This is a genomic window from Lentzea nigeriaca (genome assembly GCF_016907955.1).
Lineage (GTDB): Bacteria > Actinomycetota > Actinomycetes > Mycobacteriales > Pseudonocardiaceae > Lentzea > Lentzea nigeriaca.
In genome coordinates, this window is record NZ_JAFBCX010000005.1 from 160,201 (window position 1) to 185,014 (window position 24,814).

The window sequence follows — 24,814 nt, forward strand, 5'->3', positions numbered from 1 at the left end:
AGACATTAGTTACATCGCCTAAACAACCTTCTTGGTAACGATTTCATGCCGTGAGGTCGGACACAGCGTGAGGCTTTGACGATGAACGGCGCTTTTGTCCGCCTCAGTGGACAAAAGCGCCGTTCATCGTTGGTCAGGCCGGGTGGGGCCGCCGTGCGTCAGCGGACCGCGCCCTCCACCGCCCACTCCCCCGACCGCGTGCGCCACAGCACCGCGACCAGCCGCAGCACCAAGAACGCCGACAGCCCGGTCCAGATCCCGGCCAACCCCCACCCGAACGCGTAGGAGGCCCACACCAGCGGCAGGAACCCGATCACCGCGGACCCGAGCGTCGCCGTGCGCATGAACTTCACGTCGCCCGCGCCCAGCAGCACACCGTCGAGCGCGAACACCACGCCCGCGATCGGTTGCAGCGCAACGAAGAACCACCAGGCGTTCGGGATTTCGGCCAGCACGCCCGCGTCCGAGGTGAACGCCTGCGGCAGAACCGTTGCCAGCGCGGCGAAGACCACGCCCAGGCCGATGCCGAAGACCAGGCCGTACCGGGCGACCTGCCACGCCAGCTTCTCGGCCTGCCTGCGGTTCGAGGCGCCCAGGGCCGCGCCGACCAGCGATTGCGCCGCGATGGCCAGCGAATCCAGGACCAGGGCGAGGAAAGTCCACAGCTGCAACACGACCTGGTGCGCGCCGACGGCCGCGACGGAGGTTCGCGCCGCGACCGATGCCGCGCTGACGAAGCACGCCTGGAACGCCAGGCTTCGCAGCACGAGATCGCGTCCCATGCCGAGTTGCGCGCGCATGGCGGACCAGTGCGGCGTGAGCGGCACGCGTTCGGCGAAGAGTGCCTTGATGAACAGGCCGGCCGCGAGGAGCTGGGCGACGACGTTGGCGATGGCGGAGCCCTCGAGGCCCCAGCCCGCGCCGTAGACGAGCGCCGGACAGAGGACCGCGCTGACGCCGTTGCCGATCAGGATGTACTTCAGCGGGCGGCGGGTGTCCTGGACGCCGCGCATCCAGCCGTTGCCGGCCATCGTGACGAGGATGAACGGCGCGCCGAACAACGCGATGCGCAGCCACTCCACGGCGGCGTCGGCCACGGCCCCGTTGCCGGCGAGCAACTCGGCCACTGGCCGCGCGAACAGCTGGCCGAGCAGCACCACCAGGACGCCAGCGGCGAGTGCCAGCCACGTCGCCTGGACGCCCTCCTCGACGGCGTCCGCGCGGCGGCCTGCACCGTGCAACCTGGCCGTGCGTGCCGTCGTGCCGTAGGACAGGAACGTCAGCTGCGTCGACACCTGCGTGAGCAGCACGCCGCCCAGCGCCAGCCCGGCCAGCGGCAGGGCCCCGAGGTGCCCGACCACCGCCGTGTCGACGAGCACGTACAACGGCTCGGCCGCCAGCACCCCCAGTGCGGGCACCGCCAGCCCGATCACCCGCCGCGCGGGAACCCGATCCTCCACAGCCCGAACCTAGTGCCGTGACCGCCGACCTTCACCGCGTTTTCGCTCTCACCTGGGCACCGGCCCCACGACCACCGCCAACCGGGACCACGATGCATGACCCCTGGACTCGGGGGCACGGCACCAAGGCGGCCGGGACGAGCACTCCATCCGTTCAGCGATGGAGTAGCACCTCCAACGCTCCCCCGCGCGCTTCCTCGTACGCGAGGCGCCCATAACAGCGTTTCAGGACACGCTTCACCCGTTCGAGCTACCTAGGCCCGCTGTGGGAGGCCGAACACCCGCTCCCGTGCCACCGCCAGAGCCGAGTGCAGGGCTCCCGAGCGCACGGGATTGGCCGTGATCTGCGCGAGCTGCACCGGAGTGCGCGGCACCACCAGCTTGCGCAGTTCCGCCGACACCAGCTCGCACAACGTCTCACCACCGGCCTGCGCCACCCCGCCCGAGAGCAGCACCAGTTCCGGATCGAGCACGCACACCACGTTCGCCAGACCCAGTGCGATCCTACGAGCGAGGTCTGACAGAAACTCGCGGCCTTCGGTCCCCGCGGTCAAGGCGTGCGCGACGGCCTCCAGCCCGGACTCGGCCGCGATGCCGTGGGTCGCGGCCAGCGCCACGATCGCGTCGCTGTCCACCTGGTCGCCGTAGCGCCCGCCGGGGATCTGCATCGAGTCGATCTCACCGGCGCCACCCGTGACGCCGCGCAGCAGCACACCGTTGACGACGACCGCCGAGCCGATCTCGTCGGCGGGCCAGAACAGCACGAAGTTGCGGACACCCGCGGCCTTGCCGGAGCTCATCTCCTCCAGCGCGGCGAGGTTGATGTCGTTCTCGATCGACACCGACGTTCCCAGGAGCTCGCGCAGGGTCGCGGGCAGGTCGACGTCCACCAGCCCCGGCAGGTGCGGCGCGAAGCCGAGGTGACCGGTCGCGGGATCCACCGCGCCCGGCGTGCCGACGACGACGTGGGACAGCGAGTCGAGGCGCAGTCCCGCCAGGGCGGCCGCCTTCTGCACGGTCTCGCGGAACGCCTGCAGCGTGTTCTCCTTGGGCATCGGCGCACTGTGCTCCGACAGCAGCGAGCCCGTGATGTCCGCGATGGCCACGTCGATCAGGTCCGGCGACAACGCCACCGCCGCCACGTGCCCGACGCCGCCGTTGACCGCCCACATCTGCGCGCGCGGACCGCGGCCGCCCCCGCGCAGGCCCGTGCGGACGACCATGCCGTCCTCTTCCAGGCGCGCCAGCAACTGGGCGGTCGCGGGCTTGGAGAGGCCGATGACCTCCTCCAGCTCGGCGCGCGTCATCGCCCCGCTGCGCAGCAACGTCTCGATGGCCGCCCGGTCGTTGATCTCCCGCAGCAGCCGCGGGCTCCCTGTCCGTGTCATGACTCCACCCGCTCCAACGCGCTCTTGAGCGCGGCGACGACCTGCTCCGCGGGCCCGTCGAACGTAAACCCGGCCGCCAGCCGGTGCCCACCACCGCCGAGCACCTGCGCCACCTCACGCACATCGACCTGGCCGACGGCCCGCAACGAGACCGACCAGAAACCAGGCCGCAACTCCTTCAGCACGGCCGCCACCTCAGCCTCGGAAGCGGAGCGCACGACGTCGATCACGCTCTCCACTTCCTCGCTGCGGACGTCCCGTGCGTCTTCCAGCCCCACCACCGCGTGCACGAGCCCGAGCCCGCCGGCGGCCCCCTCGTCCAACTCGGCCTTGGCCAGCACGCGCGACAGCATGCCCAGGTACGCGAACGGATGCGCGTCCATCAACGGCCGCGTCACGCTGTACGCGTCCACTCCGGTCTGGAGCAACCGGGCCGCCGTCTCGTGCGCAGCGGGACCAGCCTTGCGAAAGCCGCCGGTGTCCGTGACGAGTCCGGCATAGATGCAGCGCGCGATGGGTTCGTCGACCTCGACGCCCATCTCGTCGAGCACCTTGAGCGCGATGAGCGCCGTGGCCTCCGCGTGCTCGTCGATGCAGTGCAACGTCCCGTAGCGCGTGTTCGACACGTGGTGGTCGATGACGATGACGGGCCCCTTGGCCCGCTCGACCCGCGAAGCGAGCGGCCCCAGCCGCTGCAGGCTTCCGGTGTCCATCACCACGAGCAGCTCCGGCTCCTCGGGCACCTCGTCGCGGTGCACCAGCAGCCCTGCCGTGTCGAGCGCCTTCAACGACTCCGGCACGATCTCCGGCTCACCGAACGCCACGCGCACCGCGGCCCCGCGCCGATGCAGTGCGAGCCCCACCGCCAACGCGCTCCCGAGCGTGTCCGCGTCGGGGTTGATGTGACTCAGCAGGGTCACATCACGGACGTCGGCCAGTAACCGCGCGGCCTCGGCAATGGTGGTGCTCAGATCGTCTGCCACAGGGAGACGTTAGCTGTTCAAAGTCTCAATGCGCCGCAGGGCACCCACGGACAAGACCATTTCCACCCCTGGAAGGGACGCACGGTCGAGCCGCGGGTGCTCTCAGTCCTCGTCTTCGTCCTCACGAGGCGCCTTGTACGGATCCGCCTCGCCGGCGGGCTGAGCACCCGCCGCCAGTCGCGCCACCTCGGCGTCGGCCGCCTGAGCGCGAGCCAGCAGTTCGTCCATCTTCCTGGCCGCGTCCGGCACGGTGTCGGTCATGAACGTCAGCGTCGGCGTGAACCGGACACCGGTCTGCTGTCCGACCATGGACCGCAGCACGCCCTTCGCCTTCTCCAGAGCCGCGGCGGCCCCGGCGAAATCGGGCTCGGAATCCAAACGCTCACCAAGGACCGTGTAGTAAACGGTCGCGTCGTGCAGGTCTCCGGTCACCTTCGTGTCGGTGATGGTGACCCTGGCCAGACGCGGGTCTTTCACTTCGTGCTCCAGTGCGGAAGCGACGATCTGCGAGATCCGCTTGGCGAGCTTGCGGGCACGTGCCGTGTCGGCCACGAGCCTCCCCTTCCTAGTCGTCCTCCGGCCCGACGAGTCGCGTGCGGGCGGAGAGCAGTTCCAGTTCGGGACGTCCGGCGACCAGCCTTTCACAGCCGGCCAGGACCTCCCTGACATGCGCCGCGTCACCAGAAACCGCGGCGACACCGATCAACGCGCGCCGATGCAGGTCCTGATGACCGGCCTCGGAAGCGGCAACCTCGAAACGCTTGCGCAGCTCGGCCACGACGGGCCGGACCACCGAGCGCTTCTCCTTCAGCGAGTGGACGTCGCCCAAAAGCACGTCCAGTTCCAGAGCCCCCACATACATGGGAAAGATCCTCCAGAAGAAAAGGGTGCGGAGCCACCGGATAAATGGCTCCGCACCCCCATCAGACCGCTCAGGCGCGCGGCTTCTCGCGCATCTCGTAGGTCTCGATGATGTCCTCGAGCTTGAGGTCGCTGTAGTTGCCGAGCGTGAGACCACACTCGAAACCTTCGCGGACCTCGGTGGCATCGTCCTTGAACCGCTTGAGCGAGCTGATCGGGAGGTTCTCCGCGATCACCTTGCTGTCACGGATGAGGCGCGCCTTGGCGTTGCGGCGGATCTCGCCCGACAGGACCATGCAACCCGCGATCGTGCCGACCTTGGAGGACTTGAAGACGTCGCGGATCTCGGCGCGGCCGAGCTGGACCTCCTCGTACTCCGGCTTGAGGAGACCCTTGAGGGCCGCCTCGATCTCGTCGATCGCCTGGTAGATGACCGTGTAGTAGCGGACGTCGACGCCCTCGCGGTTCGCGAGCTCGGTCGCCTTGCCCTCGGCCCGGACGTTGAAGCCCAGGACGATGGCGGAACCGGCCACGGCGAGGTTGATGTCGCCTTCGGTGATGCCACCGACACCGCGGTGGATCACGCGCAGCTCGACGTCGTCGCCGACCTCGATCTTCATGAGCGCGTCCTCGAGGGCCTCGACGGTACCCGAGTTGTCACCCTTGATGATCAAGGTGAGCTGGCTGGTTTCCTTCAGCGCGGCGTCCAGGTCCTCGAGGCTGACGCGCTTGCGCTTGGCGGCGTTCTGCGCGTTGCGAGTGCGGGCCTGGCGACGCTCGGCGATCTGGCGAGCGACGCGGTCCTCCTCGACCACGAGGAACGTGTCACCTGCGCGCGGCACCGACGTCAGACCGATGACCTGCACCGGACGCGACGGGAGGGCGTCGTGGACGTCCTCGCCGTGCTCGTCCACCATGCGGCGGACGCGGCCGTAGGCGTCGCCCGCGACGATCGAGTCGCCGACGCGGAGCGTGCCTCGCTGGACCAGCACGGTGGCGACCGGACCGCGACCGCGGTCGAGGTGCGCCTCGATCGCGACACCCTGGGCCTCCATGTCCGGGTTGGCCCGGAGGTCCAGCGACGCGTCGGCGGTCAACAGGATGGCCTCGAGGAGACCGTCGATGTTGATGCCCTGCTTCGCGGAGATGTCGACGAACATCGTGTCGCCGCCGTACTCCTCGGCGACCAGGCCGTACTCGGTCAGCTGCTGGCGGATCTTGGAGGGGTTCGCACCCTCCTTGTCGATCTTGTTCACCGCGACCACGATCGGTGCCTCGGCGGCCTGCGCGTGGTTGATCGCCTCGACCGTCTGCGGCATCACGCCGTCGTCAGCGGCGACGACGATGACCGCGATGTCGGTCGAGTTCGCACCACGGGCACGCATGGCGGTGAACGCCTCGTGACCCGGGGTGTCGATGAAGGTGATCAGACGCGGGTTGCCCTCGAGCTCCGTGCGGACCTGGTAGGCACCGATGTGCTGGGTGATGCCACCGGCCTCGCCCTCGTGCACCTTCGCCTTGCGGATGGTGTCGAGCAGGCGGGTCTTACCGTGGTCGACGTGACCCATGACGGTCACGACCGGCGGGCGGACCTGCAGGTCGTCCTCGTCACCGGCGTCCTCGCCGTAGGTGATGTCGAACGTCTCGAGCAGCTCGCGGTCCTCCTCCTCGGGGGACACGACCTGCACGACGTAGTTCATCTCGGAGCCGAGCAGCTCCAGGATCTCGTCGGACACCGACTGGGTCGCCGTGACCATCTCGCCCAGGTGGAAGAGCACCTGCACGAGCGACGCCGGGTTGGCGTTGATCTTGTCGGCGAAGTCGGTCAGCGAGGCACCGCGCGGCAGGCGGATCGTCTCGCCCTGCCCCTTGGGCAGGCGGACGCCACCGACCGAAGGCGCCTGCATGTTGTCCATGTACTCCTGGCGCTTCTGCCGCTTCGACTTGCGGCCACGACGCGCCGGACCACCCGGACGACCGAAGGCACCTGCGGTTCCGCCGCGACCAGCGCCGCCACCGCCACCGGGACGACCGCGGAAACCGCCGCCACCACCGCCGGCCGGGGCGCCGCCACCGGCACCGCCACCACCGCCGGGACGGAAGCCGCCGCCTCCGCCACCGCCGCCACCGGGACGGAAGCCGCCACCGCCGCCTCCGCCGCCACCGCCGCGGAAGCCACCGCCACCGCCGCCGCCACCGCGGAAGCCGCCACCGCCGCCGCCCCCACCGGGACGACCGCCGCCGCCACCGCCACCGGGACGGCCACCGCCGCCACCAGGACCAGGACGGTTACCGGCCGGACGGCCCGGCATCATGCCGGGGTTCGGGCGCGGGGGCATGTTGCCCGGGTTGGGGCGAGGACCGCCCTGACCGGGGGCAGGACGAGGACCGCCCTGGCCGGGGCCGGGACGGGCACCGCCCTGTGCGGCGGCCGGACGCGGACCACCCTGGCCCGGCGCGCCACCCGGACGGGGGGAAGCCGGACGCGGGTCGCCGGGCTTGGGGCCACCGGCAGGACGGTCGCCGCCCTGCTCAGGCCGCGGGCCGGGACGAGGTCCAGGACGCGGCGCGGGAGCGTTGCCGCCACCGACGCCGAACGGGTTGTTGCCCGGACGCGGGGCACGCGGGCCGGCAGGCTTGGGAGACTGCGGGCGCGGCGGCACCACGGACGGGGACTGCCCACCAGCGGACGCGGCCGGGGCCTGCGGCTGCTGGGGTGCGGGCTGCTGCTGCGGAGCCGGGCGCGGGCCCGGACGCGGGCCACCCGGCTTGGGGCCGGGAGCCGAGGGAGCGGCCTTCGGAGCGGCAGCCGGAGCCGGAGCTGCGGCGGCCGGAGCCTGGGGCTGCTGGGCGGGCGCGGCCGGAGCCTGCGCAGCCGGAGCGGCGGGCGCGGGCTTGGGGGCCGGAGGACGCGGAGCCGCGGGCTTCGGGCCGGGCACGGCCTTCGGCGCGGACGGGGCCGCGGGCTTGCTGTCGGTTGCTGCCGGCTTCGGCTCCGCCGGGGCGGCGGGCGCCGCGGCAGCCGCGGGTGCGGGTGCCTTCGGCTTCGGAGCGGCCGGCTTGGGAGCCGACGGCTTCGAGGACTTGGCTTCGTAGGCGTCACGAAGCCGCCGGGCCACGGGGGCCTCGACGGTGGATGACGCGGACTTCACGTACTCGCCCTGCTCGGCGAGCTTGTTGAGAACTTCCTTGCTCGTAACACCGAGCTCTTTCGCGAGCTCGTGCACGCGGGCCTTGCCTGCCACTGCTCTCCTTGGTCGTGAGGCCGGCGGGCAAGTCCCATCGACCTCGTCTTAACGTCGCGCGTTCATGTCTTCAGCTTCACGGCTGACTCATGACGGGTCGACCTGCTTCCTTGTTTCCTGCTGACCCCGGGGCTGTCCCGAGGCCAAGTTCCCGTGCTGCTCCAAGTGCTCGCGCAACAGAGCGACGTCGAGTGCTCCCTGGACCCGGAGGGCCCGCGAGAACGCCCGTCGCCGCTCGGCGTTGCGCAGACATTCGAGATCGAAATGCAACCAAGCACCCCGACCAGGAAGTCGCCTGCGGAGGTCCGGAACCACCGAACCGTCCACCGCGACCACACGCAGCAGCTCAGAGGGCAACGTCCTGGTGCGGCATCCAATGCACGTGCGAACTGGGCCGATGTGTTGGGTGACCGAACCCGACGTTGAACCGTTGATAAGTCTATCCCCTGGAGCTCATTCGGCCGAACTGGATGTGACTGCTCCGGCAGCCGGGGACTCCGCATCGCTGCGGATGTCGATGCGCCAGCCGGTCAGGCGGGCGGCCAGGCGGGCGTTCTGCCCCTCCTTGCCGATCGCCAGCGACAGCTGGAAGTCCGGCACCACGACACGCGCCGTCTTGGCACGCTCGTCGAGCACTCGCACAGACACAACCTTCGCTGGTGACAAAGCATTCCCGACGAAAGTAGCCGGGTCGTCCGAGTAGTCGATGATGTCGATCTTCTCGCCGCCGAGCTCGTGCATCACGTTGCGCACGCGGGCGCCCATCGGGCCGATGCAGGCGCCCTTGGCGTTCACTCCGGCAACCGTTGATTTCACCGCGATCTTCGAACGGTGACCTGCCTCACGTGCCACCGCGGGGATCTCCACGGTGCCGTCCGCGATCTCCGGGACCTCGAGTGCGAACAGCCGCCGCACGAGGTTCGGGTGCGTGCGCGAGAGAGCGATCTGCGGTCCGCGCGCGCCGCGGGACACGCTCACGACGTAGCACTTGATGCGCTCGCCGTGGTTGTACTGCTCGCCGGGAACCTGCTCGGCCGGCGGCAGCACGCCCTCGGTGTCACCGACCTGGACGACGACCATGCCGCGGGCGTTCGCGCGGGCGTCGCGCTGCACGACACCGGCGATGATCTCGCCCTCCTTGGCGGCGAACTCGCCGAAGGTGCGCTCGTGCTCCGCGTCGCGCAGGCGCTGCAGGATGACCTGGCGCGCGGTGGTGGCGGCGATGCGGCCGAAGCCTTCCGGAGTGTCGTCCCACTCCTCCTGCACCGCGCCGTCCGGACCCAGGTCCTGCGCGAGCACGCGCACGACGCCGGTCTTGCGGTCGATCTCCACGCGCGAGTGCGCGTGATGCCCTTCGGTGTGCTTGTAGGCGGTCAGCAGTGCTGACTCGATCGCCTCGAGGACCGTCTCGAAGGGGATGTCCTTTTCACGTTCGATCGCCCTGAGGGCGGCGATGTCGACGTTCACCTCGGCTCCTCCTTCGGTGCTTTCCGAGTGAGCCGAGCCAGTTCTTCGACCGGCGGCTGCTTGAACTCGATCTCCATGACCGCGCGTTCGATGTGGCGGTACTCCACGCGCTTCAGCTCGCCCTGGTGCAGCAGCTCGACACCGGTCTCGTCGCACTCGCCGACCCGGCCGAACCACTCGACCTGCTCCGGCTGCTTGATCTTCACGAGACGCAGGTGCGCGCGCTTCCAGTGGCGCGGGCGGGTGAGGGGACGGTCGACACCCGGCGAGGTGACCTCGAGGGTGTACGGCCCGTTGATCAGGTGGTCGTGCGCGTCGAGCGCGGCGGAGACCACGCGGCTCGCCTCGGCGACCTCGTCGAGCCCGATGCCGTCCTCGCCATCCACGACGACCTTGACCAGACGGCGGCGCCCAGCCTGATTCACGTCGAGCGCGTCGAGGTCGAAGCCGACGGCTTCGAGCGCTTCCCGCACAACGGGTGCTAGCTGCGCGGCAAGCTCTCCGCGCGGCGGGCTGGACACGTGGTGTCTCCTTCAGTTCGAACGCATGAAAACCCCGGCCGACGCAGTTCCGGCGGCCGTGGTCGCCAAGACTATCTCTTTTGCCCGCGCCTCACCGACTCGCAGGGCGGCTGGCAATATGGGTTCGCGTGATCTCCGAATCGGTCAGCCGCCGCCGCGTGCTGTTCGCGGTGGCCGCCGCACCGCTCGCCGTTGCGTGCACCACAGAACCGCCCGCGCCACCACCACCGGACCCGTTGTCGGCGCTCGCGGCCCAGGCACGGGCGGATGCCGCGCTGGCCCAGACGCTGACGGCGGTGCCGGCGGCCGCGGAGATCGCCAAGGCCCGCGAGACGCACGCCAGGCTGCTGCAGGCCGAGGTCGACCGCGAACGGCCGCCGCTGTCCTCGACGGCCCCGCCCGCTCCCACCGCCCCGCCGACACCACCGGACCCGCTGGCGGCGTTGCGGACCGCTCTCGACGACGCCGTGCGCGACGCATCGGCCGTCGTCGCCAAGCTGCCTGCCTACCGCGCCGGCCTCGTCGGTTCGGTGGCCGCGGGCTGCGCTTCGCTGCGGGAGGTGCTCGCATGAGCGTGGACGCCGTTCAGACCGCGCTCGGCACCGAGCACGCGGCGCTGTGGACCTACGGCATGGTGTCGGCGTTCCTGGGCAACCAGGCCGCCGCCGTCGCGGAGGGCGCCAACGCGCACCGGGCGCGCCGCGACGCGACCGAGCGGTGGCTGCGGGACAAGAGCGCGACGCCGAACCCGCCCGCCGCCGCCTACCTGCCGCCCGCACCCGTGTCGGACGGGCCGTCGGCGCTGGCGGCGCTCGTCGCCGTCGAGCAGGACACCTGCGCGGCGTGGCGCGGCGTTCTGGAGCGCACCGACGACGCGGCGCTGCGGACTACGGCCCTGGAGGCGCTGACGACGGCCGCCGTGCGGGCGACACGGTGGCGCAAGGCCGCCGGCACCACCCCGGCGTCGATCACCCTGCCGGGTGTCGCCTCGGGCTAACCACCGTCTTCCCGCATTGCGAAAGCCACGCGGGGAGCTTTCGTACGCCAGGAGAGTACGAAAGCTCCCCGCGTACGCTAAGCGAAGGAGGACGCGAGCCTGATCGCATCCGCGGAGACCTTCTTCATCTCCTTGTTGTGCGTGAGCGCGTCGGGGTTCTTGACCGGCGAGTCCGACTCGACGATCACGACCACCTGGTCGCGTTGCTCGGAGGCGTACCCGCCGTTGGCCAGCGTGGTCAGCGGCGGCACGCTGATGGCCTTGTCCAGGACCAGGTCCTTGACGTTGCCGGTGCCGTCCTTCTGGGTCAGCTCGCGCAGCTGCTTCGCCTCGGCGGCCGACCGCATCTTCACCACGGACACCGACGAGTAGACGGTCCTGCCGTCGGGCAGCTTGGCCGTGTAGAACGCCCGCGTCAGCTGCAGGCACGGCGTGGTCTTGAAGAACGCCTGGGTCTGCCCGCTCGCGTGGGCCGCGCAGTCGCTGTCCTTCACCGGCTCCGGCAGCTGCGGCACGGTGCTGAACTCGAACTCCCCCGCGGTCTTCTGCGGCTGTGCCACGGGCTGGTCCACCGGGTCCGAGGGCTGCAACACCCACCACACGAACCCCGACACCACCGCGACGCCGACGAGCACCAGCGCCCTGCCCACCCACGTCGCCCTGCGCGTCGGCGGAGGCGGCTGCGGGGGCAGCTGCCCCTGGCGGTTTTCCATGATCGACTGGAGCTTCATCAGCTCGTCGGCCGGGTAGAGCGGCGCGGTGTCGGTCGGCCTCGGTGGGAAGCGAGGCAGGTTCTGGGTCACCTCTTCAGGTGACTGGCGTGGTTCCGACACAAGGACCCACGGTAACGGACGGCGGTCACCCCAGCGCCTTGAGCACCCGTTCCACGTCCTCGACCGTGTTGTAGAGGTGACAGGCGAACCGCGTCCTACCTGCACGAACCGACGACACGACGGTTGAAACGTGGGGTACGTCAACTGAGACGATGGCCGACCCGTTGGGGGCAAGACCCAGTCCGGTCATGAGGTGATCCGTCAGATTCACGCAATGCGCGCGCACGGCCTCCATGTCGAGCGTGGCGATCCACGGGAGTGCTACCGCCGCGCCGACGTGCGAGAACCACGTGGGCGAAAGGTCGAACCGCCGTGCGTCCGGCCGGAGCACCAGCTCGGTGCCGTAGTTCTCCTCGGTGCTGTACCAGTTCGGCGCCACCGGCCGGAGGAACTCCAGCCGGTCCGGCCGCACCGCCATCCAGGCCGCTCCGCGCGGCGCCATCAGCCACTTGTAGGCGACTCCGACGACAAAGTCGGCCCACGCCAACGACAACGGCATCCACCCGGCGGCCTGCGAGACGTCCAGCAGCACCGGTTTGCCGCTCGCCCGCAACGCTTCGAGGTCCGCGATCGCGCCGTCCGCCGACTGCACCACGCTCACCGCGACGAGATCCGCATCGTCCACTGTGGACACGATCTCGTGGCCGGCCGCGACGAACGGCAGCGTGACGCTGGTGAACTCGCCTTCGTGCAGGAAGACCTTCGACCCCGCGGGCAGCGCCTGCGCGACCAGTGACACGAACTGCGAGACCGTGGCGCCGCACACGACCGACGTCGCGGGCACCCCGATCAACCGGCCGAACGCCGCACGGGAGGTCTCGACGACCTCGTTGAACGACGACGACGTGTCCTGGCCGCGCCGCCACCGTTCGTGCGCGGCCGAGACCGCGTCGGCCACGTGCCGCGGAGGCACACCGATGGACGCCGTGTTGAGGTAACCGGGCTCGACGTCGAAGACCGCCCCGAACGCCTCACGCACGGGCGAGCTGCTTGCCGCGCTTGCGTCGCGCGTAGACCTGCTTCTTCACCTTGGCGATCACGGTTCCATCCTGCCCGACGACGTCCGTCTCGAACCAGACCAACGCCTTCTCGCCGGACGCGGTCTGGTCCAGCACCTGCTCGACGTGGTCGTCGGTCAGCCTGAACTCGGCGTACACGGTGCCGCGGCCCGGCGCGACGAACTCGATCTCGCCGGCCTGGTCCCACACCACGTGCTCACCGCCGAGCTGGTGGAACAGCAGCAACACCCAGAACGGGTCGGTCATCGCGAACAGCGAACCGCCGAAGTGGGTGCCGAAGAAGTTGCGGTTCCACGGGCGCAGACGCATCTTGACGCGCGCGTACCGGTAGTCCGGCGAGATCTCGACGACGCGGATCCCGGCGAACAGGAACGGCGGCCACAGGTTCATCCCCAGGCGCAGGCGGTTTGCCTTCATAAAAAACAGTGTTACACAACGTTCGCCAGACTGTCCGCAACTTCCCGCGGCGAGGGCATGTGACGTATCTCTTCCGCCACCCGACCTGCGGCTTCCCGGTAGTGATCGTCCACAAGCAACAGTCGCGCGCTCTCCGCGATCGCCTCGGCACCCACCGCGTCCGGCCACACCGCCGCTCCAGCCGCGACGAGCGCCGCCGCGTTGCCGAACTGGTCCGCGCCCTGCGGCAGCACGACCTGCGGGACACCCGAGGCCAGAGCGGCCAGCATCGTGCCGCTGCCGCCGTGGTGGACGACGACGTCCGCCTGCTTGATCACCTCGGCCTGCGGCAGCCACCTCCCCGGTGCCGCGACCACCACCTGGGCGTCGAGCCTGCCGAGCCCCCGCACCGCCGTCGCGAAGAGTTCCTCGCCGCCGAACACCGTCCCGAACGTGACGTAGATCAGCTTCTCGTGGGTGCGTGCCGGAACCTCGCCCGGCTGCGCGTGCGGCACAGGTCGCAGCAGGATCCGGTCGTCGAGGAAACCCTTGTCCTGCAACGAAGGCGGGCAGATGTCGAGGTGCCTGCCGCCGGCGGGCCGCGCCAGCCCGACGCCTTCGCCGAACATGCGGCCGAACCCGTGCCACAGCACCGGAAACGCCCGCCTGCGCGCCTCCTCGAACACCTCGGGCACGGCCCAGCCGCTGATCACCAGGTCGGGCAGGACGCGTTCGAGCTCCGGCGCGATGTCGTCGGCGTAGATCTCGCCGAACACCAGGCCGGGCCGGAACGGCCGCAGCCCCAGCCGGTTCAGCTCCGGGTGCATCTCGTCGCCGACCGCGAAGTGGACCTCGTGCCCGGCATCGCGCAGTGCGAGCGCCAACGGGATCAACGGATAGGTGTGGCCGACGGTGGCCATGCTGGCGAAGAGCACGCGCATGCTGCGAACTTACGGGTCGTTCGTAAGATCTGAAGGCATGCGCAGCGAGGAGATCCAGGTCCGCACCGGTTCGGAAGAGGTCGTCCACGACCTCACGCGCGAGTGCGAGCGGTTCCTCGACGGCGAGAACGGCGACGGCCTGCTGCACGTGTGGGTGCCGCACGCGACCGCCGGTGTCGCCATCATCGAGACCGGCGCGGGCAGCGACGACGACCTGCTGACCGCGCTGGAACGCATCCTGCCCCGCGACGTGAAGTGGCGGCACCGGCACGGCACCCCAGGCCACGGCCGTGACCACGTGATGCCCGCGCTGGTGCCGCCGTACGCGACGATCCCGGTGCTAGGCGGTGTGCTGGCGCTCGGGACGTGGCAGTCGGTCTGCCTGGTCGACACGAACGTCGACAACCCCGTCCGGACGGTCCGCCTGAGCTTTCTTGCCGGCTAGCAGCAGCACGATCCCGGCGAGAGCGATCCCACCGAACACCCACCACTCGGTGCTGATCGAGCCGTCGTACATCAGGGTGCGCAGACCCTCTGCGGAGAAGCGGAACGGCGTCCACGACCACAGGACCGCCCGGTAGACCGGGTTGAGCAGTTCAGGAACCTGACCGGCGACCGCGGGTGCCATCAGGTACAGCACACCGAGGATGCCCATCGCGCGGATGCCGAGGTGCTTGAACAACCCGGCCTGCAGCAGCGCGAACGACACCGCGACGGTGACCATGAAGGCGAGTGCGGTCGCGCTGACCGTGATGCCCCACCACGCCAGCAACCCCGTCACGGAACCGACGACCAGCACGGCCGCGGTGACCGAGGAGAGCAGTCGGAACCGGCGGCCCCTCAGCACCACGAACAGCAGCCCGGCGACCATGCCGCCGACCCACATCAGTGCCGACGCGGCCAGCGGCGCCGTGCGTTCGGCCGCGGACACGACCGGGGCCTCGACCTTGACCGGCAGCCCCGCGCCCTGCGCGACACCGGTCAGCACCTGCTGGGCGACCTGCGTGCCGGACGGGTTGATCGCGGGGTTGAGCCGGATCATCGCCTGACCGGGTGAGATCTCGAGAACGCCGTAGACCTCCTTGTCCGCCAACAGGGTCCGGGCTTCGGCCGCCTCCGCGACCCTGATGTCGACCTCGGCCGAGTCGGCGGCTCTGACGCGCTCCGCGATCGGCGGAGGCGCCACGACGGCGAGCGGGACGTCGTGCGGGTGCACGGTCGCCTGCACGCCGAAAGTGAGCAGTCCCAGGAGAAACGCCACCACCGCGCCTGCGACGGCGGTGACCAGCGCGGTGCGCATCACTGACCTCCGTTTGTTCATCACGTGTTGAATTCGATGGAACCGTACGCCCGACACGCCAGGGAAGTCAACGCCTGATGAATTAATCACCGTCGGCCCCACCAGGTACCGTTCCCCCGTGACTTACCCAGGCGGTGGACAGGGCGGCTGGAACAACCAGCAGGGCTGGGGCCAGCAGCAGGGGGACTACTCGGGCGGCTACCAGGTCGGCGGCCCTCCGCAGACAGGTGGTTTCCCGCAGCAGGGCTACGGCCAGTACGGCGGTCTGGGCGTCTACGGCGGGTTCGACAGCGAGCCCCCGAAGAAAAAGAAGACGCTCTGGCTGGTGATCAGCGCGGTCGTGCTGGTGCTGCTCGTCGGCGGCGGCGTGACGTGGCTCGTGGTGTCGCGCGACAAGGGCGACCCGAACGCGCAGAACAACCCGTCCACCCCGACCAGCGCCTCGCCCCAGCCCAACGCCGGGTGCAAGAACGACGACATGAAGTGCGTCGTGACGTCACTCGGCTACAACTACGAGGTCCCGAAGAGCTGGAACGTCATCAACGACGCGCGGATCCCGATCGAGAAGGTCTCCGGCGCCACGCTGTCCGGCGTCTCCGCGTACGGCGACTACGACTGCGAGGGCAAGTCGTACACCAAGGGCACGAACGGCGGCGCGCTGCTCCCCAAGGGCGACATCAACCAGACCGCGACCGACTTCGCCAAGGCCGTCGCGACGCAGTTCTACTCCTCCGGCGGCGACCCGCAGGTGGCGGTGGGGCAGCCCAAACCCGTGAAGATCCAGCACACCCAGAAGGACGGCCAGAAGGTCGTCATCGAGGGCGTGCAGGTCGACGCCACGGTCACCCAGTCCGCCAACAAGTGCCTGGCGAGCAAGGGCATCGTCAAGGTCGTCGTGCTGAACGGCAGCAGCAAGCTGCACGTGCTGGTCGTGAACGGCGACCTGGAGGGCGGTGGAGGTGGGGCGAACCCACCGCTGCCCAAGGAGGCCGAGCTCCAGAAGATGATCGACTCGCTGGTGCCGACCACGTAGTCCTCAGCGCGTGCCGCCGTTCGACGGGACGGCGGCGGGCAACGGGTTCTCGGTGGTGATCTGCTCCAGCACCGCCATCGCCTTGCGCTCCCACAACGCGAGCCGCAGTTCCTGGAACGTCATCATCGCCTGCTCGACGATGGCGATCGCGTGGAACGTCTCGCCCCGCTGCGACACCAGCTGCGCCAGGTCGAGCCGGATCCGCGCCGCTCCCACGCGGTCGAGGTTCTCCTCGCACAACCGGATCGCGCGCCGCAGCAACCGGCCGGCCTCGGCGAACATCCGCATGCGGCCGTGGATCAGGCCCAGCGAGTGCAGCGCGTAGCTCTCGCCGACCGTGTCGCCGGAGCGTTGCACCATGCCGAGCACCGACGTGATGAGGTGCTGCGCCTGTTCGTAGCGGCCCTGAACCAACATCGCGCCGCCGAGCCGGTACAGCACCTGGGCCTCGACGCGAGGGCTGGAGATCTCCCGGCACATGCCGAGCGCGCCGCGCAGCTGTCCCACCGCGAGCTCGTGTTCGCCGCGGTCCAGCGACAGCTGTGCGAGCTGGGACACGACGTACGCCTGACCCACGACGTCGCCGACGCGTTTGAAACCGGCCAGCGACTGCTCGAAGATCTGGGTCGCGAGTTCCGGACGGCCCTCGTTGTACTCGAGCAGGCCCAGGTTGCGGCGCACCAGGGCGAGGCCGTGGGAGTCGTCGAGCTCGGTGAAGAGTTCCAGAGCGGGTTCCAGTGCGGCGCGGGCCGTTTCCATGCGGCGCTGGCTGTGGTGCAACGATCCCAGCGAGCACAGCAGGGCGGCGGTGCCGCGCCTGTTGCCCGCCCTGCGGGTCGCGTCGAGGGCTCGCTCGTGGGTCTGCTGCCAGTCGTCGAGGTAGCTGCGGGTCTCGAACAACGTCACGAGGGTCATCGCGAGGTCCCAGCACAGTTCGTCCAGTCCCGCGTCGGCGGCCTGCAGCACGGCCGCGCAGATGTTCGGGCGCTCGCTTTCCAGCCACCCCAACGGGTCCTGCAGCACCTGGTCCAGGTACGGGGCGTTCGGCTGCCAGCGCCGGCCGTTGCCGTGCAGGACGGTGAAGTCGCCGCCGTAGAGGCGTTGGTGGGCCTGTTCCGCCATCGCGAGCCAGCCGCCTGCCACGCGTTCCACGGCGGCGAGCTGGGTGGCCGGGGACTCGTGGACGGCCAGCTGTTCCTTGGCGAACAAGCGGATCAGGTCGTGGAAGCGATACCGCGGCAGGCCCGTGACGTCGCTGCCGACCACGTCGAGGAGCTGGGCGTCGACGAGGCGCTCCACGAGGTCGAAGCCGCGGTGGCGGTCGTCGTCGGTGAGCGCGGAGGCGGTCCAGACCGGCAGGCTTTCCGCCTCCAGCAACGACATCAGCCGCATCACCCGGCACGTTTCGGGTTCGAGGCCGTCGTAGGTCATCGAAAGGCTGGCACGCACGACCATGTCGCCGTGCACCAGTTCGTCGAGACGGTGGCGTTCGTCGGCCAGACGTCCGACCATCGAGGCCAACGTCCAGTGCGGGCGAGCCGCAAGTCGTGCGCCGATGATGCGCAACGCCAGGGGCAGACCTCCGACGACATCCACCAACGCTGACGCCGCAACGGGTTCGCCCTCCAGGCGCTGCGTGCCGATGATGCGGCCAAGCAGTTCCATCGCGTCGTGGGAGTCCATGAAGTCGACATCGACCAAATGAGATCCGGCCAGACCTGTCAACCTGGTTCTGCTCGTGACGATGACACCGCAAGTTGGCGAGCCCGGAAGCAGTTGGTGCACCTGCGACTCGCTGGCAGCGTCGTCGAGAACGACCAGGACACGGCGGTTGGCGAGCATGCTGCGGTACATGTCCGCGCGTTCGTCCACGCCGTCGGGCAAAGTGGAACCCACGGCGCCCAACGCGGACAGGAACCGGCCGAGAATCTCGGCCGGTGTGGCCGGTTCGGCCTGGGTGCCGCGCAGGTCGCAGTAGAGCTGGCCGTCCGGGTAGGTCTCGGCGGCGACGCGGTGGGCGACGTGCACCGCGAGAGCGCTCTTACCGATGCCCGCCTTGCCCGCGATGTTCACCACGGGCATCGTCAGATGATCGCCTGACAGCACGCTTTCGGCGCGCGCCACGACGTCCTGGCGTCCGATGAAGTCCGAGATGGTGGCGGGAAGCTGGTGCGGTGACACGACGTTCTGCACGGTGACCGGGACGGACTTCTCGTGGTCGAGCCGCAGCATCTCGTCGTCGGTCAGGATCGCCGTCTCGAGTTTGCGGAGCTGGTCGCTCGGTTCGAGACCGAGGTGTTCGATGAAGAGGTCGCGGCCAGTGCGATAGACGTCGAGGGCTTCCGACTGCCGGCCGGAACGGTAGAGCGCGAGCATGAGCTGACCGCGCGGGCGTTCCCGCAACGGATGTTCCGTCACCATGCTCTGCAATTCGCCGATGAGAGTGTGATGCCTGCCGAGCAACAACTCGATGTCGATGCAGTTCTCCAGCACCGACAGGCGTTTCTCGTCCAGCCGCAGTGCTTTGTTCTGCAACGTGGCCGCGGCGCCGCCGAGTGCGGGCCCGCGCCACAACCCCAGTGCCTGCCGCAGGACCGCCGACGCCTCCTCCATGCGTCCCTGGCGGACGGCGGCGTCGGAGTCGGCCACGCGGCGTTCGAAGATGAAGGCGTCGATCTTGTCGCCGGCGACGCGCAGCAGGTAGCCGGGCTGCCGGGTCTCGATCTGGGCGTCGACGCCGACCCTCGCGAACTCCCGCCGGAGCGCGGAAACGCAGATCTGGATCTGTGCCCGTGCGGTCGACGGCGGGGTGTGCTCCCAGACGAGGTCGATCAGCTGGTCCATGCTGACCACGCGGTTTGCCTCGAGCAGCAGAGCGCCCAGGATCGTCTGCTGACGTCCTGGGGGCACCTGAACCTGTTCCTCGGGGCCGATGACCTCGATCGGGCCGAGCAACTTGAAAATCAGCTTCTCATCCGGGGCGGAGCTCATGACGGACGACCCCTCGCGCCTTTGTCTCTCGCAAAGCCCCAACACCTCACGCTCCGGACGACTACCGCTACGAATTCTCCGTGACGGAATTGCGTTTGCCGATGCTGCCGAAGACGCGGAAAAAGGCACTTCCAGGGCGTCACCTCAAGATCGGGTTAAAATGTGAAAGTATTTCACTTCCGCCTTTGACCTCCGTCGTCCACAACCACAGATTGCCACTCCGATGCGTGATGATCTCCAAAGTTAGCCTTGGCGGGTAAAACTGTCAAGATCCTTCTTGTGTATCAGTGAACGATCCACCATAATACGCCCGATCTCAATAGGTATCTCAGTTGGAGATACCAGGACCAGCACCATCGCGGCAGATCAAGCGCTACGTGTGCCCAAGAATTCACGAGCGCGGGTGGCGGTGTTCACAGCGATCGTACGGTACGACACCAAGCAGCCGGAACGCCTCATCGGCACTACTCCGAGCGGCACAAACCGTTCGTTCGGATCGCTAACCGCACCCAACCATTGCGGTACACCGCACCTAATTCCGCGGATAAGCCACCACCCAGCGTAGTAACAGCTGTTTGCCGCCTGACCCTTCAGGCGCAGAAGCGTCTCAATTGGCGACTTCGGCTGCGCCATCACGGCCGATTGATACGCGGTGGGTACGCGATAGAGCGGCGATGGGCGACGCTCCTAACTTCTGTTCGCGGGTACCGCTCGAAGGTGCCTGAAGCAGAACTCAAGCCGAGGTCCGAGCAAGGAGGCCGACATGATCCGCAAGACGACCGCCGCCGCCCTGGTTCTCTCCGCCGTTCCCGCGGCCCTGGCTGTTTCCCTCTTCTGCGGCACCGCACAGGCCGACAACGACACCCCCTGGGGTCGCGGCATCACCGTCCCCGGCGTCGTCACCGTCCCCGGCGACGACACGCCCTGGGGCAAAGGCAAGGACGCCTCCGATGACACGCCGTGGGGTCGTGGCGTCACCGTCGCCGACAACGACACCCCCTGGGGCTGATCTCTCCTCTCCCTCCGGATAACCACCAATGGAGGCCAGAACCATGCGATTCCACCTGCTGGGCTCACTCGAAGTCCTCGACGACGACATGCCAGTGCCACTGGGCGGCGTCAAGCAGCGCGCGGCTCTGGGTTTCCTCCTGCTGCACGCCAACCGCGTGGTGGCGACCAGCAAGCTGCTCCAGGCGCTGTGGTCGCGGGACGTTCCGCCAACCGCCCGCAAGATGCTCCAGAACGCGGTCTCCGGACTGCGTGGCGTTCTCACTCCACCCGGCAGCGGCGCAGAGGGGTCAGCAGTGCTGCTGACCCACGCGCCTGGCTACCTGCTCCGCGTGGATCCCGACTCTCTCGACCTGTCGCTCTTCCAGCAGCTGACCGAACAGGGCCGGGGCGAACTGGCCTCCGGCAACTGGCCCGCGGCCGCGACGGTGCTCCGCAGGGCGCTGAGCCTGTGGCGCGGACCCGTGCTCGCGGATCTCGCGGAAACCGGGATCAACTGGCCGGAGCTGACCGCCATCAAGGACTGGCGGCTGGCGACGCAGGAGGACTGCTTCGAAGCGGAGCTCGCCTGCGGACGGCACTACGAGATCATCGGCGAGCTGGAGTCGCTGATCGAGGCCGAGCCATATCGCGAACGGCTCAACGGGCAGCTGATGCTCGCCCTGTACCGGTGTGGCCGGCAGGTGGACGCGTTGAGCGTCTACCGCCGCACGAGGGCGGCGTTGGTCGAGGAGCTCGGCTTGGAGCCGGGCCGCGAGCTCCAGGAGCTGGAGCGCGCGATCCTCGACCACGCCCCCGCGCTGGACCTTCCGCCGTCGGTGCACCGCAGGCACCTGCTGGCGGTCGGCCAGTCCCCTGCCCCTGTTCCTGCTCCCGTGGTCATCACGCCGCCGGTCACCGACGCCCCGGCGATGGACGTGACGACCGTGGAGCGCAAGCTCGTCAGCGTCGCGATGGTGTCCGCCCAGCCCGGTCTCGCGGCCGGTGACGGCGACCCCGAGGACGTCGACGAGGTGCACCAGGAAGTCTCTGCCATCGTGCGTGCCGAAGTGACGCGTCTGGGTGGCGTCGTCAGCGGCAACGTCGGTTCTGTGTTCTTGGCTCTGTTCGGTGTGCCACGCACGGCGGAGGACGACGCCGACCGTGCCGTGCGTGCGGCGTTGGCGATTCGCGACCGGTTGGGCTCTGTCGCGGACGTGCAGATCGGTGTGGCCACGGGCGATGCTCTGGTTCGCTTGCCCGCATCAGGTGCGCCCTCTGCGTCCGGTGTGCTGCTCGACCAGTGCCGTCAGCTGATGACGCTCGCGCCGCTGGGCGCTGTGCGTGCCTGCACCGCGACCCGTGACGCGAGCTCGTGCGTGACGTGGGCGGCCGACCCCGCGCCGACCGGTGGCTGGCAGGCGGTCTCGTGCGTCTCCCCACGTGGCAAGACGCGACGTGTGCGAGCTTCGGTTCCGTTCGTTGAGCGCGAACGTGAGCTCTTTGTGCTGCAAGGACTTCTGGAGGAGGTGCGGGACCGCCGCCGTCCCCACTTCGTCACGGTTCTCGGCGAAGCCGGTGTGGGCAAGACCCGTCTCGTCGACGAACTCATGACGTCGTGCTCGACCGCTTTGCGCGGCACCGCAACGGCTTTCGGCGGCGATCACGGCTACGGCCCGCTGTCCGACGTCGTGCAGGGCTTCTCCTCCCCCGAGGCCCTGCACGACGCGCTCACCACGCTGGTCGGGGCCGGCGAGCTCGCGGACCGGCTGCACGCGAGCCTGGCGGGGCTGGCCACGCCCTCACCGGACGTGCCGGCCGATTTCGCGGCGTGGCGGCGGTTCTTGGAGGAGATCGCGGACTCGGGCCCGCTCGTCGTCTTCCTCGAGGACCTCCACTGGGCGAACGACGTGGTGCTCGACTTCGTGGAGGAGCTGAGCGAGCACGCGGGTTCCGTGCCTCTGCTGGTGGTCGTCACCGCGCGTCCCGAACTGCTGCAGCGCCGTCCCTCCTGGTTCGGCGGCAAGCGCAACGCGACCACGATCAGCCTGGAACCGTTGTCCCACAACGGAAGCCGGAGCTTGCTCAACTCGCTGCTGCCGGCCAGGGAACTGCCGTCCGAGCTGTGGCAGGCCTTGATCTCGTGCGTCGGTGGCAACCCGTTGTTCGCGACCGAGTACGCCCGGATGGTGTCCGATCCGCGCACGCCGTGCCTGCACAACGAAAACGGTCTGCCGGTGCCCTCGTCCGTGCGCGCAGTCCTGACCGCACAGGTCGACTCGTTGCCGTTCGAGGTGAAGGCGGTCCTGCAGGACGCCGCCATCGTGGGTGATCTGGTCTCACCCGGCGCGGTGGCCGCGACGGGCCGGCGCGACCCCGGTGACGTCGCCAAGGCGCTGGAGCTGCTGGAAAAGCGGGACTTCCTGCGCCGGCAGGGCCGCAACAGCGAGACCGGCGAGATCGAGTACGGGTTCCGGCACCAGCTCGTCCGCGACGTCGTGGCCGATCAGCTGCCTCGCGCGGTGCGCGCGGCGAAACAGCAACGCGCCCTCGCGTGGTTCGAGGAGCCGGCACTCGACCTCACCAACCGCCGAGCAGGCTGAACCCCTTGAAGTCGATGAAGGGCTCCTTCATCCACGTGGTGGACGAAGGAGCCCTTCATCGTCGATCTGGGTCAGTGCTGCGGAGCCCGGCGCGGACGGCCGGTGCGCTCGGTCCGGCCGAAACCACGGCCGCCCTCGGAGCGCTCCGAGCGGCGCGGACCGCCGCGGAACTCGCCGCCTTCCGAGCGACGGCCGGAGCCACCGCGGTACTCACCGCGGCCACCGGCCGACGGGGCACCGAAGCGACGACCGCCACCGCCACCACCGCGGCGGGCCGGCTTCTCGCGCTCGATCACCGGCTCACCGCTCGGGGTGCGGGCACCCGTGATGCGGATCAGGTCCTCGTCGCCGGGGCGCACCTTCGTGCTCTCCGGACGGATGCCCGCGCGCGCTGCCATACCCTGGACGGCGCGGCGCTGGTCGTGCGTGACCAGCGTGACGACCGTGCCGGACTGACCGGCGCGAGCCGTGCGGCCGGCGCGGTGCAGGTAGTCCTTCGGGTCGGCAGGCGGGTCGACGTGGACGACCAGCGAGACGTCGTCGACGTGGATGCCACGGGCCGCCACGTCCGTCGCGATCAGGACCGGCGTGGTGCCCTCGCGGAACTCGCCGAGCACGCGCGTGCGGGCGCTCTGGGCCTTGCCGCCGTGCAGGGCGCCCGCGTGGACGCCGACGGAGCGCAGCTTCTTCGCGAGGCGGTCGACGTGGTGCTTGGTGCGCACGAACATGATCGTGCGGCCCTCACGCGCGGCCACCTCGGTCACCACCGTCTGCTTGTCCTCCTGGGACACGAACAGCAGGTGGTGCTCCATCGTCGTGACGCTCGCGGTGGGCGGGGCCACCGAGTGCGTCACCGGGTCGTGCAGGTACTGGCGGACCAGCTTGTCCACGTCGCCGTCGAGCGTCGCGGAGAACAGCAGGCGCTGCCCGTCCTGCGGGGTCAGGTCGAGGATCGCGCGGACCTGGGGCATGAAGCCCATGTCCGCCATCTGGTCGGCCTCGTCCAGCGCGGTGATCTCGACCTGGGAGAGGTCGCAGGTCTGCTGGCGGACGTGGTCGGACAGGCGGCCCGGCGTGGCGATCAGCAGGTCGACGCCGCGGCGCAGGTGGTCGATCTGGCGCGGGAACGACGTGCCGCCCACGACGGTGCGGCACCACAGGCCCAGCGAACGGGCGTGCGGCATGAGCGCCGTCTCCACCTGCATCGCGAGCTCGCGGGTCGGGACGAGGATGAGGCCGCGCGGCTTGTGCGGCATCGAGCGGCCGCCCGCGAGGCGGGTCAGCATCGCCAGGCCGAACGCCAGCGTCTTGCCGGAGCCGGTCTGACCGCGGCCGAGGATGTCACGGCCGGACAGCGAGTCGGGAAGGGTGGCCGCCTGGATCGGGAACGGCTCGGTGATCTCGTTGGCGGCGAGGGAGCGGATCAGTGCGTCGCTGAGGCCGAGCTCGGCGAACGAGGGCAGCGGGCCTTCCGGCAGCGTGCTCTCGAAGTGCTCGGCGACGATCGGTTCCTCGACCCGCTGCTGCGGGCGCGAGGAGTTGCCCTGGCGGCCCGAGCGGCGCCGCGGCCTGCGGCTGAAAGAGCGCTCGGAACGACCTTCGGACATGGATGGCAAAACAAACCTCCGAGACATGGCACGTCTCAAGGCTGCCCCGCGCGCTACCGCGGTGCCGATCACGAGGACGGGCCCGGCGTGATGGTCACGCCGCTGATGAGTGGGTGGACGCACCGGTCAACGGCTGTCAGGCCTTCATCGGTGCACAGCACAGTCTAGCTGATCATTGACGG

The 24,814-nt window shown here is 69.5% G+C and carries 22 protein-coding genes; 6 read left to right on the top strand and 16 right to left on the bottom strand.

What is annotated here, in order from left to right:
• Nucleotides 1-158: 158 nt before the first annotated feature.
• From JOD27_RS18825 to rimP, 9 genes are all read right to left on the bottom strand, one after another.
• Complete coding sequence (locus JOD27_RS18825; RefSeq protein WP_204763544.1) at nucleotides 159-1,460, bottom strand: MATE family efflux transporter; 1,302 nt, start codon at nucleotides 1,458-1,460, stop codon at nucleotides 159-161.
• A 254-nt stretch (nucleotides 1,461-1,714) separates the two neighbouring features.
• On the bottom strand, nucleotides 1,715-2,848 hold the full coding sequence (locus JOD27_RS18830; protein ID WP_204763545.1) for an ROK family transcriptional regulator: 1,134 nt from the start codon (nucleotides 2,846-2,848) through the stop codon (nucleotides 1,715-1,717).
• Nucleotides 2,845-3,831, bottom strand: coding sequence for a DHH family phosphoesterase (locus JOD27_RS18835; RefSeq protein WP_204763546.1), 987 nt, complete (start codon nucleotides 3,829-3,831; stop codon nucleotides 2,845-2,847). Before JOD27_RS18835 ends, JOD27_RS18830 begins: the two co-directional genes overlap by 4 nt.
• 102 nt (nucleotides 3,832-3,933) lie before the next feature.
• Nucleotides 3,934-4,383 (bottom strand): 30S ribosome-binding factor RbfA, encoded by a 450-nt coding sequence (gene rbfA, locus JOD27_RS18840; RefSeq protein WP_204763547.1) that lies wholly within the window; start codon nucleotides 4,381-4,383, stop codon nucleotides 3,934-3,936.
• Nucleotides 4,384-4,396: 13 nt separating this feature from the next.
• Nucleotides 4,397-4,693 (bottom strand): DUF503 domain-containing protein, encoded by a 297-nt coding sequence (locus tag JOD27_RS18845; RefSeq protein ID WP_109633814.1) that lies wholly within the window; start codon nucleotides 4,691-4,693, stop codon nucleotides 4,397-4,399.
• 70 nt (nucleotides 4,694-4,763) lie between these two features.
• Nucleotides 4,764-7,937: a translation initiation factor IF-2 gene (infB, locus tag JOD27_RS18850; protein ID WP_204763548.1), complete on the bottom strand. Its 3,174-nt coding sequence runs from the start codon at nucleotides 7,935-7,937 to the stop codon at nucleotides 4,764-4,766.
• 87 nt (nucleotides 7,938-8,024) lie between these two features.
• Nucleotides 8,025-8,372: a YlxR family protein gene (locus tag JOD27_RS18855; RefSeq protein ID WP_204763990.1), complete on the bottom strand. Its 348-nt coding sequence runs from the start codon at nucleotides 8,370-8,372 to the stop codon at nucleotides 8,025-8,027.
• A gap of 18 nt (nucleotides 8,373-8,390) precedes the next feature.
• The gene (nusA, locus tag JOD27_RS18860) at nucleotides 8,391-9,404 is read right to left on the bottom strand and encodes a transcription termination factor NusA (RefSeq protein WP_204763549.1); all 1,014 of its coding nucleotides are present in this window, start codon (nucleotides 9,402-9,404) and stop codon (nucleotides 8,391-8,393) included.
• A complete protein-coding gene (gene rimP, locus JOD27_RS18865) occupies nucleotides 9,401-9,925 on the bottom strand; it encodes a ribosome maturation factor RimP (protein WP_189254477.1) in 525 nt (174 codons plus the stop codon). The genes nusA and rimP overlap by 4 nt, the downstream gene beginning before the upstream one ends.
• A gap of 128 nt (nucleotides 9,926-10,053) precedes the next feature.
• Between rimP and JOD27_RS18870 the strand changes: the two genes are divergently transcribed.
• Nucleotides 10,054-10,497 (top strand): hypothetical protein, encoded by a 444-nt coding sequence (locus tag JOD27_RS18870; RefSeq protein WP_307830204.1) that lies wholly within the window; start codon nucleotides 10,054-10,056, stop codon nucleotides 10,495-10,497.
• Complete coding sequence (locus tag JOD27_RS18875; protein ID WP_204763550.1) at nucleotides 10,494-10,922, top strand: ferritin-like domain-containing protein; 429 nt, start codon at nucleotides 10,494-10,496, stop codon at nucleotides 10,920-10,922. Before JOD27_RS18870 ends, JOD27_RS18875 begins: the two co-directional genes overlap by 4 nt.
• A 77-nt stretch (nucleotides 10,923-10,999) precedes the next feature.
• Here the strand turns inward: JOD27_RS18875 and JOD27_RS18880 are convergent, their stop codons facing one another.
• From JOD27_RS18880 to JOD27_RS18895, 4 genes are read right to left on the bottom strand one after another with little or no spacing between them, the layout of a single operon-like run.
• Nucleotides 11,000-11,725 (bottom strand): hypothetical protein, encoded by a 726-nt coding sequence (locus tag JOD27_RS18880; protein ID WP_204763551.1) that lies wholly within the window; start codon nucleotides 11,723-11,725, stop codon nucleotides 11,000-11,002.
• A gap of 55 nt (nucleotides 11,726-11,780) precedes the next feature.
• Nucleotides 11,781-12,734 carry an aminotransferase class V-fold PLP-dependent enzyme gene (locus JOD27_RS18885; protein WP_204763552.1) on the bottom strand — a complete coding sequence of 318 codons (954 nt, stop codon included), beginning with the start codon at nucleotides 12,732-12,734 and terminating at the stop codon, nucleotides 11,781-11,783.
• On the bottom strand, nucleotides 12,727-13,191 hold the full coding sequence (locus JOD27_RS18890) for a DUF4442 domain-containing protein (protein WP_204763553.1): 465 nt from the start codon (nucleotides 13,189-13,191) through the stop codon (nucleotides 12,727-12,729). Before JOD27_RS18890 ends, JOD27_RS18885 begins: the two co-directional genes overlap by 8 nt.
• Before the next feature lie 11 nt (nucleotides 13,192-13,202).
• On the bottom strand, nucleotides 13,203-14,111 hold the full coding sequence (locus JOD27_RS18895) for a glycosyltransferase (protein WP_204763554.1): 909 nt from the start codon (nucleotides 14,109-14,111) through the stop codon (nucleotides 13,203-13,205).
• A 37-nt stretch (nucleotides 14,112-14,148) separates the two neighbouring features.
• On the opposite strand from JOD27_RS18895, the gene JOD27_RS18900 reads away from it, so the two are divergent.
• Nucleotides 14,149-14,556 (top strand): YjbQ family protein, encoded by a 408-nt coding sequence (locus JOD27_RS18900; RefSeq protein ID WP_204763555.1) that lies wholly within the window; start codon nucleotides 14,149-14,151, stop codon nucleotides 14,554-14,556.
• Here JOD27_RS18900 and JOD27_RS18905 read toward each other — a convergent pair.
• Nucleotides 14,452-15,411: a YhgE/Pip domain-containing protein gene (locus JOD27_RS18905; protein WP_239567661.1), complete on the bottom strand. Its 960-nt coding sequence runs from the start codon at nucleotides 15,409-15,411 to the stop codon at nucleotides 14,452-14,454. The two genes, JOD27_RS18900 and JOD27_RS18905, sit on opposite strands and share 105 nt — an antisense overlap.
• A 118-nt stretch (nucleotides 15,412-15,529) precedes the next feature.
• Here JOD27_RS18905 and JOD27_RS18910 point away from each other — a divergent pair, with 118 nt between their 5' ends.
• Nucleotides 15,530-16,444 (top strand): DUF8017 domain-containing protein, encoded by a 915-nt coding sequence (locus JOD27_RS18910; RefSeq protein WP_204763556.1) that lies wholly within the window; start codon nucleotides 15,530-15,532, stop codon nucleotides 16,442-16,444.
• A 3-nt stretch (nucleotides 16,445-16,447) separates the two neighbouring features.
• Here the strand turns inward: JOD27_RS18910 and JOD27_RS18915 are convergent, their stop codons facing one another.
• Nucleotides 16,448-19,435: an AfsR/SARP family transcriptional regulator gene (locus JOD27_RS18915; RefSeq protein ID WP_239567669.1), complete on the bottom strand. Its 2,988-nt coding sequence runs from the start codon at nucleotides 19,433-19,435 to the stop codon at nucleotides 16,448-16,450.
• Nucleotides 19,436-20,198: 763 nt separating this feature from the next.
• Between JOD27_RS18915 and JOD27_RS18920 the strand changes: the two genes are divergently transcribed.
• Nucleotides 20,199-20,444 (top strand): hypothetical protein, encoded by a 246-nt coding sequence (locus JOD27_RS18920; protein ID WP_204763557.1) that lies wholly within the window; start codon nucleotides 20,199-20,201, stop codon nucleotides 20,442-20,444.
• A 43-nt stretch (nucleotides 20,445-20,487) separates the two neighbouring features.
• Entirely contained in the window at nucleotides 20,488-23,025 is a 2,538-nt protein-coding gene (locus JOD27_RS18925; RefSeq protein ID WP_204763558.1) for an ATP-binding protein, read from the top strand.
• Nucleotides 23,026-23,096: 71 nt separating this feature from the next.
• Here the strand turns inward: JOD27_RS18925 and JOD27_RS18930 are convergent, their stop codons facing one another.
• Nucleotides 23,097-24,632 (bottom strand): DEAD/DEAH box helicase, encoded by a 1,536-nt coding sequence (locus JOD27_RS18930; protein WP_204763559.1) that lies wholly within the window; start codon nucleotides 24,630-24,632, stop codon nucleotides 23,097-23,099.
• Nucleotides 24,633-24,814 lie beyond the last annotated feature (182 nt).

Bases quoted from the DNA above. Each gene is read 5' to 3' on its own strand.
- JOD27_RS18830 (WP_204763545.1), bottom strand. From the start codon at position 2,848: ATGACACGGACAGGGAGCCCGCGGCTGCTGCGGGAGATCAACGACCGG.
- JOD27_RS18845 (WP_109633814.1), bottom strand. From the start codon at position 4,693: ATGTATGTGGGGGCTCTGGAACTGGACGTGCTTTTGGGCGACGTCCAC.
- JOD27_RS18875 (WP_204763550.1), top strand. From the start codon at position 10,494: ATGAGCGTGGACGCCGTTCAGACCGCGCTCGGCACCGAGCACGCGGCG.
- JOD27_RS18890 (WP_204763553.1), bottom strand. From the start codon at position 13,191: ATGAAGGCAAACCGCCTGCGCCTGGGGATGAACCTGTGGCCGCCGTTC.
- JOD27_RS18895 (WP_204763554.1), bottom strand. From the start codon at position 14,111: ATGCGCGTGCTCTTCGCCAGCATGGCCACCGTCGGCCACACCTATCCG.
- JOD27_RS18900 (WP_204763555.1), top strand. From the start codon at position 14,149: ATGCGCAGCGAGGAGATCCAGGTCCGCACCGGTTCGGAAGAGGTCGTC.
- JOD27_RS18905 (WP_239567661.1), bottom strand. From the start codon at position 15,411: ATGCGCACCGCGCTGGTCACCGCCGTCGCAGGCGCGGTGGTGGCGTTT.
- JOD27_RS18915 (WP_239567669.1), bottom strand. From the start codon at position 19,435: ATGAGCTCCGCCCCGGATGAGAAGCTGATTTTCAAGTTGCTCGGCCCG.
- JOD27_RS18920 (WP_204763557.1), top strand. From the start codon at position 20,199: ATGATCCGCAAGACGACCGCCGCCGCCCTGGTTCTCTCCGCCGTTCCC.
- JOD27_RS18925 (WP_204763558.1), top strand. From the start codon at position 20,488: ATGCGATTCCACCTGCTGGGCTCACTCGAAGTCCTCGACGACGACATG.
- JOD27_RS18930 (WP_204763559.1), bottom strand. From the start codon at position 24,632: ATGTCCGAAGGTCGTTCCGAGCGCTCTTTCAGCCGCAGGCCGCGGCGC.